The sequence below is a fragment of the Sphingomonas oligoaromativorans genome (genome assembly GCF_011762195.1).
Taxonomy (GTDB): domain Bacteria; phylum Pseudomonadota; class Alphaproteobacteria; order Sphingomonadales; family Sphingomonadaceae; genus Solisphingomonas; species Solisphingomonas oligoaromativorans.
Genome location: NZ_JAASQK010000001.1, coordinates 459,060 through 475,771, shown reverse-complemented (window position 1 = coordinate 475,771; position 16,712 = coordinate 459,060). Strand labels below are relative to the sequence as shown.

Genomic DNA, 16,712 nt, shown 5'->3' with positions numbered 1-16,712 from the left:
CTCCGCGCACCAGAAGAGAGGGAGGAACGCATGGAGCCGGAACTTTCCTCGCCGGTCTGCTTCGCGACGCAGGGCGACGACGTCTATATGGGCTATGCGGGGCGTGACGAGCTGGTCGGCGCCATCCGGCCCCTGATCGCGGCCGAGCAGGCGCTGGCGAGGCAGGCGGGCGCCCTTGCGACCAGCAACGCCCGGTCGATCCGAACGGACGCGGAGCATGGATGCGCCGTATTGGCGGATGCGCTCCAGCGGCTGGGGGAAACAAGCCCGGCCCCGGATGGCCCCCTGCCCGACATGCGCGAGCCGGCCGAGCCGTGGCGCGCGCTTCATGACAGTCTGGATAGGATCGTGGCTCTGCTCCACAGGCTGATCCCGCGCGTCCGGGATGAGCGCTTCCGCGACCAGCTCGCCGGGCTGCGCGATCGTCATATCAGCAGCAGAAAGGCTCTGGATCAACAACGGGACAGTCCTTCGTCCAACGACGCCTAGCGGCTGCTCACGGCCTCCGGCTTCTGCCAACCGCCGCCGAGCGCCAGGAACAGCGTGATCTGATCGCTGTTGATCTCCGCCTGCGCGGCCGCCACGGCCTGCGCGGCCGCCACTTCCGAACGCTGGGCATCGAAGGCGACGAGGCCCCCGATCTTTCCGCCGCGCCAGAGTGTGTGGGTCTTGTCCGCCACCCGAGCCGCTTCCTGCCGAGCGGTTTCCAGCCGTTGCAGGCGATCCAGCGCAGCCGCGTAGGTGTTAAGCGCGCTTTCGGTCTCGCGCAGCGCCTTGAGAACGGTGCCGTCGAAGGACGCCAGATTGGCACGGCTCTGCGCTTCCGCCGCCGCGATCCGGTCGCGGACGGCGCTGCGGTGCAGATTCCAGCTAATCATCGGGCCGAGCCCGAACCGGTTGGTGAGCGGCGACAGGAAATCGGCCCCCGCGCCCGTCGAACCAAGCGACGCGCCCAGCTTGATATCGGGATAGAGCGCCGCCGTCGCGACGCCGATCCGCGCCGTAGAAGCCGCGAGGCGACGCTCCGACGCGCGAACGTCCGGCCGGCGCTTCAGCAGCGCCTGACCGTCTCCCGTCGGGAGCGGAGCGCGGAGCTTGAGCGGATCATGGCAGGCGAGCAGGCCGCGATCATATTCGGCCGGCGGCTTGCCCAGAAGGGTGGTGAGGCGGAAGGCCGCGTTCTGCTGGCGCGCCGTCAAGGGCGCGATCTGCGCCCGGTTCGCCTCGATGCTGGCCTGCTGCCGATCCTGTTCGAACTGCGGCGAGCGGCCATGCGCGATCAGGGTGCGGGTGAGAGCAAGGCTCTGCTCCTGCACGCCGATCAACTGGCGTAGCACATCGAGCTGGTGGCCGCTGTTGCAGATGTCGGCATAGGCGCGGGCCGTCTCCGCGGCGACGTTGACGCGGGCCAGATCGCGCGCGGCGGCGATCGCTTCATGATCGGCGGAGGCCGCTTCGATGCCGCGACGGATGCCCCCGAACAGATCGAGGTCGTAGCTGACCGAAAGGCCCAGATTGTAGATCGGCCTCTCCGGCGGCTGCACATGCTGCATCACCGCTTCGGCCGATTGCTGGACATAGCTGGTCTCGGCATCGGCGGTGCCGCCAACCTCGCGCCCCGTGCGGGTCTCGGCAAGGAGGGCGGCGCTGCGTTCGAGATTGGCCTCGGCGACCCGCAGGTCCGTATTGCTGGCGAGCGCCTCGCTCACCAACTGGTCGAGGCGGGGATCGTCGAACAGCTTCCACCATTGATCCGGCAGCGCCTCGCCGCTCGTCTCCGGGCCGCCGGACAGGAATGCCCCCTGCGCGGCGGGCGCATTGACGACGGCCTTTTCCGGCACCCTGTAATTCGGGCCGACCGCCGCGCAGCCGGCCAGCCCCGTGGTCGCGAGGAGGATGGCGAGCCGGCGCATCACCATGGCAGGCTCCGCTGGATCGTCACGTCGCCCGGCTTGCTGTGGATCTCGACGGTGGCCGTCTGCCCCGGAACGAGCTGGACGCCCGGCGGCACATGATCGATCAGGATGCGGACCGGCACGCGCTGCGCAAGCCGGACCCAGGTGAAGGACGGATTGACGTTGGCGAGCTGCGCCACCCCGCCCGTCCGCTCCCGATCCTCGACGCCGCCGGCGATGCTCTCGACATGGCCGCGTATCTCGTTGGCGACGCCCATCAGATAGATGCTGGCCGGATCGCCGACATGAACGGCGGGGAGCTTCGTCTCCTCGAAATAGCCCTCGACCCGGAGGGAGCGATCGTAGACGAGCGCGAACGCCGCCTTGCCCGCGGTCAGATACAGGCCCGGTTGCAGATCCATATTGGTCACGGTGCCGTCCACGGGTGCGCGGATGACGGTGCGGTCGAGATTGAGCTGCGCCAGATCGCGGGCCGCGATCGCCTGCGCGATCGACGCCCTGAGCTGCTCGACCTTCGCGCTGCCCTGCTCCGTCACCTCCTGCGCGACGACGTCCGGCATCGAGCGGTTGCGGCGGTCTTCCCGTTCCGCTTCGGCCAGCGCGGCCTTGAGGTTCATGATGTTCGCGCGCGCCTGCTCCAGCGCGAGCTTGTAGCGGGGCTGGTCGATGATGAGCATCACCTGCCCCTTGCGGACGACCTGGTTGTCATGGACGAGCACGTCGGTGACCAGCCCGTTGACGTCGGCGGCCACGGGCACGACGTCGGCGCGCACCTTGCCGTCGCGGGTGATCGGCTCGACCTGATAGCGTATCCACAGGGCGTAGACGACGGCCAGGATCACCGCGATCAACGCGAGCGTGAAGACGGTCCGAATGAGATTATGCAGTCGAAGCATTCAGGAGATCAGCCCATGCGGGAGACAGCCGTCCGCGAGGAGGCCGAGCCCCCACCAGAACAGCAGGAAAAGCGCGAGATCAAGCAAAGCCGGGTGCCACAGGACGCGATGCAGCGGTATCCGCACCAGCAACGGCCGGATCATGAAGGTGAGGACGGCCGCCAGCACCGCCCAGAGCAGCGGCGACGGCATATAGATGCCGAAGATGCGCACTTCCTCGATCATGCGGCCGGCGCCGCATAGGGAGCAGCCTGCGGGAACAGGTTGCAGCGCATACCCACCAGCGCGAGCAAGGCACGGGATTGAAGGCCCGAGCGCCGTTTCGTGCCCTGCATGATGGCCTGATCGATGGCGGTGAGCAGGGCCGTCTCGGCGGGAACCGGCTCGCCCGCCCGCAGCCGCTTGCGGAACAGGTGCGCCACTTCGTCGAACACCGACTGCACGGCGCTCTGCGCCGAAGCGCGCGCATTCTCGCTGCCTCGCCTGATCTGGATGAGGTTCCGGCCGATCCTGAGATCGCTGAGGCCGTCGGCGGCATGGAGGGCGTCACCCGGATCGGCGTCGGCCATGCGGGCCGCGATCTGGCCCAGCCGGTCGAGCGCGCGCGCCGTCCATATCTCCGGCGCGAGCGGGGCGCGGGCGTCGGCGAGGCCCTGCAAGTCGATCCAGTTGTTCCGAATGATGCGATGCGCCGTCCAGCGGACGTTCGCCGATCGGAACAGCCGGGTGACGGCCAGAGTCGTCACGATCCCGCCGACCTGTGCCAGCCCGGTGTTGAGGAAGGTCGCGAAATCGGCCTGGAAGCGATCGAGAAACCCCATCGCGACGATGAAGCAGGAGAACATCGGCAGGGCGCGGGCCGAACGGGCGGGATCGGCCTGGATATAGCCCATCCAGAGCAATGCGGGCGCGAGCGTCACGATCAGCATGATGGCCCCGTCCACCCGAGGCAGGATGACGAAGAGATAGAGCGCCGCCAACGGAAAGGTCTTGAGGGTCGCCCACAGATAGCGGCCGATGACCGGCGCCGGATCGTCCTGCGCGGCGAAGGAGCAGGTGATGAGCGCGGCGAAGGCCGCCGTCGCCGATCCGTTCGGCCAGGCCAGCAATATCCAGAAGGCGCAATAGAGCATGAGCGCGGTCGCCGTGGCCGCCCCCGCCAGGGCGGCGAGGCCATGATCGCGGGCCAGCGGAAAGTGCGAGGGGTCACGCTCCTCCAGGCCGGTCGCCTGCTCGGCCTCGACGTCGGCGTCAGTCCGATCGAGGCGCCGGACGAGCACGCGGGCGGCGTGGAAAGTCTCCATGCAGGTGGCGATGCGGTCGCAAAGGTTGGCGGCCAGAAGGGAAACCCAATCGCCCCGGCGCGCACGCTCCTCCTCCAATGTGCGGCACCGCGCGATCAGTTCGGCGTCGATCTCGTCGGAGGTGTCGATCGGGCCGTTCAGCCAGTCGATCAGCGCGTCGACGAGAGCGGCCAGTTCCGCATCGACGGCATCGAGCGAACGGAGATTGTCGAGCCGGTTGGCCGAGCCCGACGCCACCGGCAGCACATCGGCGAGCGCCGCCTGCAATTGCAGGACGGTGCGACGCGTCGCCAGCGCATAGCGCTGATCGAACGGCAGGTTGATCGCGATCATGCCCAGCTCGACGACGTCCGACGCGAGCCTGCGGCGATGCTGATATTCGAGCGCGGTATGATGCGTTCCCAGCGCCTCGGCCGTCCAGCGCGAGGCGTCGTTCAGGAAGGACCGGGCGCGTTCGCGGATGATCGGCCGCACGCTCCACGGTTGCAGCAGCATATGGACGATCGTCACGCTCAGGATGGCGACCGTCATCTCCTCGACCCGCGAGACCGTGGTCGTGAAGATGTTGGCGGGATCGTCCAGATAGGGAAAGCTGATGACCGCCGAACTGAACGCCGCCATCTGGAACAGGAAGGCACGCGGCGTCCGGTCCAGCACGGCGAGATAGATGCAGAACCCGGTCCAGATCGCCATGCAGAACACCAGCAGGATCGGCGAGTTCTGCATATTGGGAACGATCGCGATCGTCACCGCGGCGCCCGTCACGATCCCCGCGATCCGGTAGAGGGCCTTGGGCCGAAAGGCGCCCGACATCGGCTGGGCCGTGACATAGACCGTCAGCAACGCCCACCAGGGGCGCGGAAGGCTGGCCGTGAAGGCGATCAATAATGTCAGCGACGCCGCAATGAAGCTGCTCAGGGAAAACAGGAATTTCCTGGGGCTGACGGCAATGAAATGGGAGGCGGCAAAAGGCGCAATCCGAGCAGCAACCACGTTCAATCACCCAGACCTGAGGCGGCATGTCACAACCGAACACCCGCTTCTCGACTCCGCCTGAAATGTGAGCCGTCAGCGCCCTCCCTCGGACGCGGCTCTCTTGGCAAGAAGCCCCCGGTGTTTCAAACGCAATATTTTTTACTCATAAAGCAGAAATTTTGTCGAATCCAGTTGGGCCTGTCCCGTTGTGTTGCAGACTTGTCCGTACAACTTGGACTGTCGCCATCAGCATTACCGAGAGAAGTTCGATATCGATCGCCGGTCATGCACGATCGAAACCGCCGGCGACGGGCCTTGAGAGGCCTTGCGAATTGAAGCGCTGGTGGGCCCGGCAGGACTCGAACCCGCAACCTAGCCGTTATGAGCGGCCAGCTCTAACCATTGAGCTACAGGCCCCGCCAGCGCCGCCGCGATAGCCCGACCACTCAGTGCGTGGCAAGCCGCAGTCCGACATCACGCGCGCGCCATGCTTCCTCGATCAGCTCATCCGCACCGATCGGGCGCACGCCCTCGCGCGCCAGCAGGTCGAGCACGCCATCCCACCAGGCGTAGAAACGGCGCAGATCCTCGGCGTCGCGCACATAAGGCGTGTGCCCCGGCTCGACCGACGGCGAATGGAAGGAGATGGACAGCAGCCGGATATCGTCCGCCAGCAACCGACGGATCGCCCGCAACGCATCGGGAAGCGGCGTCCCCTCGGGGGTCAGCGCGATCCGTTCCAGCGCACCGGTGCGCGCCAGCACCCCCCGCATCCGCCCGACCCGCCCGGCCGCGGCATAGAGCTGCGGCCCCATCCGCCGCGCGTAGCCGGTGAAGACCGTGGTCAGCGGCAGCTCCATGAGCAGACGCGCGGGGCCGGCCCAGCTCGCCTCGGCGGTGCGATGCGAGAAATCGGGGCCGCCCTCGCCCGAATAATCGAACAGCGCGCGCACCGAGACGTCGAGGCGATAGCCCGCCTCCTCCAGCAGCCGCGCGCTGTTGCCGCCGACGCCATAGCGGCCCGCCCGGTAGATGGTCGGCCGCCGCCCGAAGGCTTCGGCGATGCGATCCGTCAGCGCCGCCAGCTTGGCGCGCTCCAGCGCCTCGGGCAGGTTGCCGACGAAGCTGTTGGGGGTGGTCAGCGCCTCGTCGAAGGGCGGATTGACCCAGGGATGAAGCTGCGAGCCGATCGCGCATTCCCCGGCCTCCAGAAGCGGCCGCAGGAGGCCCACCGCCTCGGGCGAGGTCACCACGGGATAATCGACCAGATAGGTCGGCCGGATGCCGAAGCCCGCCAGACGCCGATGCGCCTCCGGCAGCGCCGCCACCGCGCGCGTGGCGGTCGCGTCGCGGCTGCGGGGGGCGGTCCAGTCGAACTCCTCCTCGGTATCGACGAAGACGAGGAAGCGGCGGCCGAGCGCCCCCGGCAGCCGCACCTGATCTTCCCGAGCCGGGGGGCGATCGATCCGTCCCTGCCCGGCTTCCGGGATCATCGTTCGGCCCCTGGCTCGGCGCCGGTGGCCCGCCCTTCGGAGGCGGGCAGGCTGAGGACGAAGCGGTCCGGCTCGATCCGCAGGCCACCGCCCGCCGCGCTCGCAAGCCGCCGCACGAGATGCAGCGAGAAGCCCAGCCCGAGCAGCGGCGCATCCGGCCAGTCCCCCTCCGGGCCATGGGCGGTGTCGAAGAGCGCGGCATCGTCCTGCCCGTCAAGCCGCGCCGGGCGGCGGACGGTCAGTTCCAGCATCGTGGGCGAGCCTCCGCCCGACAGGGTGACGCGGATCGTCTCGCCCTCCGCCGTCAGCGCGGCGGAGGCGCCGATCAGCCGGCCGATCATACGGCGCAGCGCGGCGGGATCGCCCGTCACCGGCGGCAGGTCCGGCGTCACCGCGCATTCGAGCGCGCCACCGCGCCGCGCCGCGCTCTTCGCATGATTGTCGGAGATCAGCGCCAGCATCGTGCCCAGATCGATCTCGACGCGCTGAAGGTCCAGCCGCCGCGTCTCCAGCCGCGCGGCGACGTCGAGATCGTCGACCGCCGCGAGAAGCTGCCCCGCCTGCTCGGCGATGTTCTGCGCGCGGTCCCGATAGGAGGTGGAGACCGGCCCCCGCATCTGGCGGCGGATCATCTCCGCGAAGCCGCCGATCGCGTTGAGCGGTGTGCGCAGCTCATGGACGAGCTGGCGCAGCGAATCCGGCTCCAGCCCGCCGCCATAAAGGCCGGGCACATCGGGTTCGGGCTCGGCGCGTTCATCCTCGCGCGGGCGGCGCGCCGTACCGCGATAGCCGAGGAAGCGCCCGTCCGAGGGGCCGAACACCGGCACGCCCGCGATCCGCCACTCCCCGGACACGCCGGAGCGACCGGCGATCATGAGCCGCGCCTCGCGAAAAGGCGCCCGGCGGCGGAAAGCGCCCGGCGCCTGCGCATCGACGCCATGGATGCCGGCGGCCGGCGTGGCGATCGTCTCGCCCACCAGCGGGCCACGCGGCGCGCCATCGACCCAGCAGATCACGCCATCCGGCCCCGTCTCGAAGCGGAAGGAGGCGATCTGTTCGGGCTCCGGCTCGGGAAGCTGCCCCTCCCGCCCTTTGCGGAAGCGGGCGATGCGCGTGATGATCGCGCGGATCTGCCCCTCGCCCACGCCATGCTCGACGCTGACCGGGGGCGGCGGCGGATCGCCCGCCGCGCTCTGCATCGGCTGAGGCGCCGAAGCCTCCTGCACGGGCACGGTGCCGCCGCCCAGCGCCAGATCGGTCGCGCCGAAGCTCCACAGCGCGGCCTCCACCTGCGGGCCGAGATCGCGGCGATGCCGCAGGAAGCCGCGCCCGGTCGGCGTCAGGCGCGGCAGGATCTCGAGCCAGCCGGCCTCATCGAGCCGGACATGCGGCAGGATCGCGCCCGCCACCGCCGGCACGTCCGCCGCGAGGAAGGCCGCGAGCACGGGCCGGATCGAGCGCCCGGCGAAGGCGCGCGCGGTTTCGCAGCGAATCGCGATCGGTACGTCGGGACGAAGCGCCTGAAGGCGGAGGAAGGCCTCGCGGCTGAGCGCCGGGTCAGCGCCCGGACGGCGCTGTGCCAGAAGGTCGATCAACTGGCGCCACAGCGCGACCCGTTCCGCCGATTTCTCGGCCGGCCGGGCAAGCACCGTCGCTAGCATGTCGTCGAACCGCACCCACTCCTCCACGCCGCCGGCGAGCGGGTATCCCTGCCGGATGAAAGGTTGACTATCTGTTCCCATGACCCCGCGCAAAGCGACTTTTCTGCGTTCGTTGCATAGTGGGACAATTGCCTAACGCCGCAACTTTCTTATAGAGATACGCCATAACTGAGAAAGGATGATTTGTGGTTGCCTCGCCGTTGTTGCTCGATTCGATAGATCGCACCATTCTCGCGGAGTTGCAGGAAGACGGTCGCATCACCAATGTCGAACTGGCCCGGCGCGCCGGCCTGACGGCTCCCCCCTGCCTGCGCCGCGTGCGCGCGCTGGAGGAAGGCGGCGTCATCAACGGATATCATGCCCGGCTGAACCCCGCCGCGCTCGGCTATGGCATCACCGTGTTCGCGCTCGTCAGCCTGCGCAGCCAGGCGGAGGAAGACCTGCTCGGCTTCGAATCGCACATCGCGACGCTGCCCGAGGTCCGCGAATGCCATATGCTGAACGGCGAGATCGATTTCATCCTGAAGATCGTCGCCCATGATCTCCAGTCCTTCCAGAGCTTCCTCACCTCGAAGCTCACCACCGCGCCGCATGTCGCCAGCGTGAAGACTTCGCTGACGATCCGCACCGCGAAGGACCAGCCCGGCGTGCCGGTCGATCAGATCGAGGAATAAGCCCCCGATGTCGCCGGCGCCCGTCCGCTGAGGGATCGGGCGCCGGCTTCTTCACATCAGCGGGCAGCCGACGCGGGCGCGGCCGGGGCCGAACCCTTGTTGGCGTAGATCGCCCAATACTGGGCCAGCGCCTGATTGGGGCCGGTCACCTTGTTGAGGGCGTCGGTCGCTTCCTGCTTCTGGCCGGCATGGGCCAGCGCCTCACCGAGGTGCAGGTTGGCGAGGTTGGCGTCCACGCCACCCTTCTGGATCGCGACCTTGTAGAGGTCCGCCGCCTGCGGATACTGGCCGTAGCCGAGATAGACGTCGCCGGTGAGCAGCGCCTGCTTGCCGTCGGCGGCCGCGCGGGCCTTCTTGTCCAGCGCCGGAAGCTCGGCCTTGTCAGCCGCGATCTTCGGGCCTGCGACGGCCTTGATCTCGGCCAGCGCCTTGCTGGTGGCGACGCTCTTGTTCTCGACCATGTTGGACGAGGTGCCCTCGTCGATCACGGCCTTGGCCTCGCCCGGATAGCCCTTGTTGAGCGCCATGTTGGCATATTCGTAATAATCGCGCTCGCCGGCCAGCGCGTTGGTCGCCCGCATCAGGCGCAGCGTGTCGAGATCGGCCTGCGGATCGAGGCGGTTGGTGTCGCGGAAGGTCTGGAGCGCGACGCGCCAGATGTCCGCGCGCGGATAGGCGTCGGCAAGCTGCTGGCCGTACTTGGCGGTCTGCGCCGGCATCTTCGCGTCATAGGAGATGGCGAGCGCGCGACGATACCAGTCCTCGTCGACCTGGCCACCGGCGGCCTTCTTCGCCTGGATCGCCTGATCGACGAGCGGCAGCGCGGCGGCGTTCTGGCCCTCGCGCGACTTCACCGCGGCGAGCGAGATCAGAACCTCGGGATCGCCCGGCTTCTGCTGGTTGAGCTGGGTGAAGGCGGCGTCCGCATCGGCGAACTTGCCGTTGTTGAACGAATTCTGCGCCTTGGCGGTGAGGAGCTGGGTCTGAAGCTCCGGCGGAGCCTTGCCGCTCGCCAGCATGGCGTCGACGGCCGCAGCCGCGCCGGCCTGATCGTTCGTCTTGGTCGCGATCTGATAGGCCATGCCGGCGACCGCATATTTGTCGTCGTCGGTGGAAGCGGCGGCCTGCGCGGCCGCGAGGCCTGCCTTGGCGGTCGCCAGATCACCGGCCGCGAGCGCCTTCTGGACCGGCGGAGCGGCCTGGCGGAAGGCCGTGCTGTAATTGGCCTTGCCGGCCTGGGCCTTCTCTTCCTTCTTGGCGGAGGCCGGGGTCACGGCAACCGCGCCAAGCGCGAGAGCCAGCGCCAGGGCCGTCGTCGATGCGAATTTCATGGTGGAATCTCTCCTTTGTCGGCACCGCGAGGGTGCGCCGCCAGCGGTGGTGCTACCCCCAGCCCTGCCGCCATTCAAGCATGGGAACCAGAAGCAATGCTGCGGGCCTGCGGCTGAACACCCATTGAATGCGACCGGTTGCATCCGGCGATGCGATGTTGACGGCACGGCCGGGCCTGCTAGGCGCACGCCGCCATGCTTGCTCTCCTGTCCCCTGCCAAGACGCTTGATTACAAGCGCCCGCTCCCCGAACTCGCCCTCACCGCACCGCGTTTCGCCGCCGAAGCCATGGCGATCGCCGCCGACGCGGCGAAGCTCACCGAGCGCGATCTGTCGAAGCTCATGTCGATCTCCGCCTCGCTCGCGGAGCTGAACGTCGAACGCTATCGCGGTTTCGCGGGGTTGCCCGAGCGCCCCGCCCTCTTCGCCTTCGCGGGCGACGTCTACACCGGCTTCGAGGCGCGCACGCTCGACGAGGCCGCGATCGATTTCGCGCAGGATCATGTCCGCATCCTCTCCGGCCTCTACGGCCTGCTGCGCCCGCTCGATACGATCCGGCCCTATCGGCTGGAGATGGGCACGCGCTGGGCACCGCATTCGGGCGACCTCTATTCCTTCTGGGGGCCGCGCATCTCGGATCTGCTCGCCGAGGATCTGAAGGCCGAAGGTTCGAACGTGATCGTGAACCTCGCCAGCAAGGAATATTGGGGCGCGGTGGAGCGCCATCCGCCCGCCGGCGTGGACATCCATACGATCGAGTTCATGGAGGAAGGCCCCGCCGGCCTGCGCTTCAACAGCTTCGCCGCCAAGCGCGCGCGGGGCATGATGGCACGCTATATCAGCGAGCATCGCCTGGCCGACGTGGAGGCGCTCAAGGGCTTCGACAGCGATGGCTATGCCTTCGATCGGGCGGCGTCGGACGAAAGGCGCTGGCGCTTCGTCCGGCGCTGAGCGCCGGCGGAGGCTCCGACCGCTTTTTCCGTGCGCCCGGCCGCCCGTTTGCGCGCACGCGTGCGCGCGTGGGGTGGCGTGGCGGCTGTCACTGGTCTAGAGAGGTCCATCGACGCCTCCCGGCGCCGTAAAAGACAACCATAACAGACCGGACGGACCAACTTGGCCAGCGCCCCGCCGACCATCGAAAACAGCGACATTTCCCCCGTCTCCATCGTCGACGAGATGAAGTCGAGCTATCTCGACTACGCGATGTCGGTGATCGTCAGCCGCGCGCTGCCCGACGTGCGCGACGGCCTGAAGCCGGTGCATCGCCGCATCCTCTACGGCGCGCAGGAAGCCGGCTTCGTCGCCGGCCGCCCCTATCGCAAGTCGGCCCGCCTCGTCGGCGACGTCATGGGTAAATATCACCCGCACGGCGACGCCTCGATCTACGACGCGCTGGCCCGCATGACGCAGGACTGGTCGATGCGGCTGCCGCTGGTCGACGGCCAGGGGAACTTCGGTTCCATGGACCCCGATCCGCCCGCCGCGATGCGTTACACCGAAGCGCGCCTCGCCCGCTCGGCCAATGCGCTGCTCGAGGATATCGACAAGGACACGGTCGATTTCCAGCCCAACTATGACGGTTCCGAGCAGGAGCCGGTGGTGCTGCCCGCCCGCTTCCCGAACCTGCTGGTCAACGGTGCCGGCGGCATCGCGGTCGGCATGGCGACCAACATCCCGCCGCACAATCTCGGCGAGATCATCGCGGCCTGTAAGCTCTTCATCGAGAAGGAAGCGCTCGGCGGCCTGCACGTCACCACCGAAGAGCTGATGGAGATCGTCCCCGGCCCGGATTTCCCGACCGGCGCGCTGATCCTCGGCCAGGGCGGCGCGCGCAACGCGTACAACACCGGTCGCGGATCGATCATCATGCGCTCGCGCCATGATGTCGAGGAAGGCCGGGGCGATCGCCGCTCGATCGTCCTCACGGAGATCCCCTATCAGGTCGGCAAGTCCGGTCTGGTCGAAAAGATCGCCGAGGCCGCCAAGGAAAAGCGGATCGAGGGCATCTCCGACATCCGCGACGAAAGCTCGCGCGAGGGCGTGCGGATCGTGCTCGACCTCAAGCGCGACGCGACGCCCGAAGTGGTGCTGAACCAGCTCTGGCGGCACACGCCGGCACAGTCGAGCTTCCCGGCCAACATGCTCGCCATCCGTGGCGGGCGGCCGGAAATCCTCGGCCTCAAGGATATCATCTCCTCCTTCGTGACCTTCCGCGAGGAGGTCATCACCCGCCGCTCGAAATATGAGCTTCTGAAGGCCCGCGAGCGCGCGCACATCTTGCTCGGCCTCGTGGTCGCGGTGACGAACCTCGACGAGGTGGTGAAGATCATCCGTGGCTCAGCCTCCCCGGCCGACGCCCGCGCCGCGCTGCTCGCGCGCGAATGGCCGGTGGCCGAGATCGCCCCCTATCTCCGCCTCGTCGAGGCGGTGGAGAAGGAAGCGACCGGCGACACCTACACGCTCTCCGAAATCCAGGTCCGCGCGATCCTCGATCTGCGCCTGCACCGCCTCACCGCGCTCGGCCGCGACGAGATCGGCGACGAGCTGAAGGAACTGGCCGGCTCGATCGCCGAGCTGCTGGAAATCCTCGGCAACCGCGCGCGCCTCTATGAGGTGCTGGTGGGCGAGCTGGACAAGGTCTCGTCCGACTTCGCGACGCCGCGCCGCAGCCAGCTCGTGCCCGCCGGCGACGACATCGACGACGAAGACCTGATCGAGCGCGAGGACATGGTCGTCACCGTCACCCACGGCGGCTATATCAAGCGCACCCCGCTCGAAGCCTTCCGCGCGCAGAAGCGCGGCGGCAAGGGCCGCTCGGGCATGGCGACCAAGGACGAGGATGCCGTCACCAAGCTGTTCGTGACCTCCACGCACACGCCGGTGCTGTTCTTCTCCACCGCCGGCAAGGTCTATCGCATGAAGGTGTGGAAGCTGCCGGAAGGCGCTCCGCAGGCGCGCGGCCGTCCAATGGTGAACCTGCTGCCGCTGGCCGAGGGCGAGACGATCTCCACCGTCCTGCCCCTGCCCGAGGACGAGAAGGAATGGGGCGCGCTCCACATCCTGTTCGCGACGGCGCATGGCTCGGTCCGCCGCAACTCGATGGAGGCGTTCACGAATGTGCCGACCAACGGCAAGTTCGCGATGCGCTTCGACGAGGACGCGACCGATCACCTGATCGGCGTGGCGCTGCTCACCGAGACGGACGACGTGCTGCTCGCCACGCGCAACGGCAAGGCGATCCGCTTCGCCGCCACCGATGTGCGCGAGTTCCAGAGCCGCCAGTCCACCGGCGTGCGCGGCATCAACCTGCTCGGCGACGACAAGGTGATCTCGCTCTCGATCCTCGGCGGCTTCGACGCCACCCCGCAGGAGCGCGAGGACTATCTCAAGGCCGCCCCGTGGAAGGAAGGCGACCGCGAGGTGACGCTCTCGCCCGAGCGCATGGCCGAGTTCGAGGCGGCGGAGGAGTTCATCCTCACCGTCACCGCGAACGGCTATGGCAAGCGCACCTCGGCCTATGAATATCGCCAGACCGGCCGCGGCGGCCAGGGCATCACGAACATCGTGACCTCCGATCGCAACGGCCCGGTGGTGTCGAGCTTCCCGGCGCATAATGGCGAGCAGCTCATGCTCGTCACCGATCAGGCGAAGCTGATCCGCACCACCGTGGGCGACATCCGCGTGGCGGGCCGCAACACGCAGGGCGTCACCATCTTCCGCGTGGCGGACGACGAGCATGTCGTCTCCGCCGCCCGCATCGAAGAGAGCGACGACGAGGCGGAAGCCGATCTCGGCGATACGGCGGAAGCGCCCGAAACCGATCCGCAGACCGGCGGCGACACCGGCGAGGATCTGGCGGACGGCAGCGAAGCCTAAGGCCTCAAGCGCCCCTCTCCTCCGCGATGGCGGGAGAGAGGGGCGGATTTTTAGCGGAACGGCGCCTTATCGTCACTCCGGCAACCATTACCGTCACCCCAGCGGAGGCTGGGGTCTATCTCTCTCCAATAGCCACATCGCCTGCCGAGCTAGAGATGGATCCCAGCCTTCGCTGGGATGACGGGAGTTGGTGGAAAGCGTTTGGGCAGGTTTCGGGTTGAAGGGAACGGATAGCTGTCGTTCAGCGAAATTCGAACGACGCGGCCTCAAGAATGATCGCGTCGCCCGACTGCATCTCGATCCTCAACGCCGGACAGTGCTCGTCAGCGATCAACTGGGCGTCGTTGACCGAGGCGCTTCGTCCCCATTGCAGACGTTGGGGTATACGCAGCTCCGCAGTCTTTGACGCGATGAGTTGCTTCAAGCCTGCCGCAGTCCGAAAGCGCATCACTACCTGCGCCGCCTCCCAATCGAAGGATGCGTCGATGAGCGTCCAGTCGTGCATATTGGGAATATCGATTCCGATCATTGCGAAACGATAACGCCCCCGCGCTGCGTCTGCTATCGGGAGATTGTCGTTACCCCGCCTACGACAAGGATTGGGCGAAACCCGCCAGAAAAGCCCCTCCCTGAAAGGGAGGGGTTGGGGTGGGTTCTTCACCGAATAGCGACGTGCCCTGCCTCAGGCAAACCCACCCCCGCCCCCTCCCTTTCAGGGAGGGGAGATGGACGCCTTCAGGGGGCGCAAGCAACCATCCACCTCCTCACATGGAGAGCGGGATCGAGCGACGCAACAGGAAGCCCGGCATCGCCCAACCCCACGCGCCACCCTCTCACCTTGACAAAAATAACCATATAGGTTATAAGTCTTCCCGTTCAGTCCGCCCGGTGATCGCGGTCGGAAGGGGCAAGGTCCGGGTAGCCAATCCCGGGCGGCCGGCGCGGAGTCATCCGGTGAGAGCCGAAGCTTCGCAAACATCTCCAACGGCCATTGGACCGGACGCGCTTCCCTGCCACTCAGGAAGCGCCGCCGGCCCCTCGCCACAGACGCGGACGCACCGATACGTCCGCACGCGGGCCGCAGAGCGGTCCGCAAACCGGGTGCGCGGCAGAAGGACGCGCCGGCCGCTATCCTTTCGTTCCATCTCACGGCACAGCCATGCCCGCAAATCCTACAAGGCGGCGGCGCAGGCCATCGCCCACCCCCGGTTCCTTCTCCGGCCCGGCTGCGCTATGGGCCGCCCCATGCACGACATTCACATCATCGGCGGCGGCCTCGCCGGTTCCGAAGCCGCATGGCAGCTCGCCGAGGCGGGCTTCAAGGTCCGCCTTTCCGAAATGCGCGGCGTCGAGGGTACGCCCGCGCACCATACCGACAACCTCGCCGAACTGGTCTGCTCCAACAGCTTCCGCTCGGACGATGCCGAGAAGAACGCCGTCGGCCTGCTCCATGCCGAGATGCGCCAGCTCGGCTCGCTGATCCTGCGCGAAGGCGACGCCCACCGCGTCCCCGCCGGATCGGCGCTGGCGATGGACCGCGACGGCTTCTCCGAGGGCGTCACCTCCGCCATCGCCAACCACCCGAACATCGAGCTGGTCCGCGAGCGCGTCGACACGCTGCCCGAAGGCCCCGCCATCATCGCCACCGGCCCGCTCACCGCCGCCGGCCTCGCAGGCGCGATCCAGTCCGAAACCGGGCAGGATCAGCTCGCCTTCTTCGACGCCATCGCCCCGATCGTCCATCGCGAGAGCATCGACATGGAGGTCTGCTGGTTCCAGTCCCGCTGGAACAAGGGCGACGGCAAGGACTATATCAACTGCCCGATGAACAAGGACGAGTATCTCGCCTTCATCGAAGCCCTGAACAGCGGCGAGAAGACCGAGTTCAAGGAGTGGGAGAAGAACACGCCCTATTTCGATGGCTGTATGCCCATCGAGGTGATGGCGTCACGCGGCGTCGATACGCTGCGCCACGGGCCGATGAAGCCGGTCGGTCTCGACGATCCGCGCACCGGGCGCTGGCCCTATGCGGTCGTCCAGCTTCGGCAGGACAATGCGCTCGGCACGCTCTGGAACATCGTCGGCTTCCAGACCAAGCTCAAATATGCCGAGCAGATCCGCATCTTCCGCATGATCCCCGGCTTGCAGAACGCCGAGTTCGCGCGGCTGGGCGGCCTGCACCGCAACACCTTCATCCGCTCGCCCATCCTGCTCGACGGGACGCTGCGGCTGAAGTCGCGTTCGAACGTCCGCTTCGCCGGCCAGATCACGGGGTGCGAAGGCTATGTGGAATCGGCCGCCATCGGCCTGCTCGCGGGGCGCTTCGCCGCCGCCGAGCTGGCGGGCCGCACGCTCCCCGCCCCGCCGCCCACGACGGCGCTCGGCGCGCTGATCGGCCACATCACCGGCGGCGGCGAGGCCGACACCTATCAGCCGATGAACGTCAATTTCGGCCTTTTCCCGCCACTCGAAAACCTGCCGCGCAAGGCGGACCGCAAGCTCGCCATGACCAGCCGCGCCCGCGAGGCGATGACCGAATGGCAGGCCGAGATCGCGCCACAGACGGCCTGACCTTTCGCACCGTCC

14 protein-coding genes and 1 tRNA gene are annotated in these 16,712 nt (G+C 67.8%); 6 read left to right on the top strand and 9 right to left on the bottom strand.

Features of this window, described 5'->3' with window-relative positions:
* Positions 1 to 30: 30 nt before the first annotated feature.
* Positions 31 to 489 carry a hypothetical protein gene (locus FHS98_RS02420; RefSeq protein ID WP_167099231.1) on the top strand — a complete coding sequence of 153 codons (459 nt, stop codon included), beginning with the start codon at positions 31 to 33 and terminating at the stop codon, positions 487 to 489.
* Here the strand turns inward: FHS98_RS02420 and FHS98_RS02415 are convergent.
* Genes FHS98_RS02415 through FHS98_RS02400 form a run of 4 tightly spaced genes read right to left on the bottom strand, consistent with a single transcriptional unit; the run spans position 486 to position 5,001 of the window.
* Positions 486 to 1,919 (bottom strand): efflux transporter outer membrane subunit, encoded by a 1,434-nt coding sequence (locus FHS98_RS02415; protein WP_208401911.1) that lies wholly within the window; start codon positions 1,917 to 1,919, stop codon positions 486 to 488. The genes FHS98_RS02420 and FHS98_RS02415 overlap by 4 nt on opposite strands.
* Positions 1,913 to 2,812, bottom strand: coding sequence for an efflux RND transporter periplasmic adaptor subunit (locus FHS98_RS02410; protein WP_167099228.1), 900 nt, complete (start codon positions 2,810 to 2,812; stop codon positions 1,913 to 1,915). Before FHS98_RS02410 ends, FHS98_RS02415 begins: the two co-directional genes overlap by 7 nt.
* Complete coding sequence (locus FHS98_RS02405; RefSeq protein WP_167099225.1) at positions 2,813 to 3,037, bottom strand: DUF1656 domain-containing protein; 225 nt, start codon at positions 3,035 to 3,037, stop codon at positions 2,813 to 2,815.
* Entirely contained in the window at positions 3,034 to 5,001 is a 1,968-nt protein-coding gene (locus FHS98_RS02400) for an FUSC family protein (protein ID WP_425057326.1), read from the bottom strand. The genes FHS98_RS02405 and FHS98_RS02400 overlap by 4 nt, the downstream gene beginning before the upstream one ends.
* Here FHS98_RS02400 and FHS98_RS18645 point away from each other — a divergent pair.
* A complete protein-coding gene (locus tag FHS98_RS18645; protein WP_208402007.1) occupies positions 4,988 to 5,173 on the top strand; it encodes a hypothetical protein in 186 nt (61 codons plus the stop codon). The genes FHS98_RS02400 and FHS98_RS18645 overlap by 14 nt on opposite strands.
* 259 nt (positions 5,174 to 5,432) lie before the next feature.
* On the opposite strand, the gene FHS98_RS02395 is transcribed toward FHS98_RS18645, so the two are convergent.
* From FHS98_RS02395 to FHS98_RS02385, 3 genes are all read right to left on the bottom strand, one after another.
* A tRNA-Ile gene (locus FHS98_RS02395) sits at positions 5,433 to 5,508 on the bottom strand.
* Positions 5,509 to 5,537: 29 nt separating this feature from the next.
* Positions 5,538 to 6,584, bottom strand: a complete 1,047-nt coding sequence (locus FHS98_RS02390; protein ID WP_167099223.1) for a polysaccharide deacetylase family protein — start codon at positions 6,582 to 6,584, stop codon at positions 5,538 to 5,540.
* Positions 6,581 to 8,326, bottom strand: a complete 1,746-nt coding sequence (locus FHS98_RS02385; RefSeq protein ID WP_208401910.1) for a sensor histidine kinase — start codon at positions 8,324 to 8,326, stop codon at positions 6,581 to 6,583. The genes FHS98_RS02390 and FHS98_RS02385 overlap by 4 nt, the downstream gene beginning before the upstream one ends.
* A gap of 104 nt (positions 8,327 to 8,430) precedes the next feature.
* On the opposite strand from FHS98_RS02385, the gene FHS98_RS02380 reads away from it, so the two are divergent.
* Positions 8,431 to 8,919 carry an Lrp/AsnC family transcriptional regulator gene (locus tag FHS98_RS02380; RefSeq protein WP_026359735.1) on the top strand — a complete coding sequence of 163 codons (489 nt, stop codon included), beginning with the start codon at positions 8,431 to 8,433 and terminating at the stop codon, positions 8,917 to 8,919.
* Positions 8,920 to 8,975: 56 nt separating this feature from the next.
* Here the strand turns inward: FHS98_RS02380 and FHS98_RS02375 are convergent, their stop codons facing one another.
* A complete protein-coding gene (locus FHS98_RS02375; protein WP_167099220.1) occupies positions 8,976 to 10,250 on the bottom strand; it encodes a tetratricopeptide repeat protein in 1,275 nt (424 codons plus the stop codon).
* 195 nt (positions 10,251 to 10,445) lie between these two features.
* Here FHS98_RS02375 and yaaA point away from each other — a divergent pair, with 195 nt between their 5' ends.
* Positions 10,446 to 11,201, top strand: coding sequence for a peroxide stress protein YaaA (gene yaaA, locus FHS98_RS02370; protein ID WP_167099217.1), 756 nt, complete (start codon positions 10,446 to 10,448; stop codon positions 11,199 to 11,201).
* A 162-nt stretch (positions 11,202 to 11,363) separates the two neighbouring features.
* On the top strand, positions 11,364 to 14,126 hold the full coding sequence (gene gyrA, locus FHS98_RS02365; RefSeq protein ID WP_167099214.1) for a DNA gyrase subunit A: 2,763 nt from the start codon (positions 11,364 to 11,366) through the stop codon (positions 14,124 to 14,126).
* 241 nt (positions 14,127 to 14,367) lie between these two features.
* On the opposite strand, the gene FHS98_RS02360 is transcribed toward gyrA, so the two are convergent.
* On the bottom strand, positions 14,368 to 14,655 hold the full coding sequence (locus tag FHS98_RS02360; protein WP_167099211.1) for a hypothetical protein: 288 nt from the start codon (positions 14,653 to 14,655) through the stop codon (positions 14,368 to 14,370).
* 716 nt (positions 14,656 to 15,371) lie between these two features.
* Between FHS98_RS02360 and trmFO the strand changes: the two genes are divergently transcribed.
* On the top strand, positions 15,372 to 16,697 hold the full coding sequence (gene trmFO, locus FHS98_RS02355; RefSeq protein ID WP_167099208.1) for a methylenetetrahydrofolate--tRNA-(uracil(54)-C(5))-methyltransferase (FADH(2)-oxidizing) TrmFO: 1,326 nt from the start codon (positions 15,372 to 15,374) through the stop codon (positions 16,695 to 16,697).
* Positions 16,698 to 16,712 lie beyond the last annotated feature (15 nt).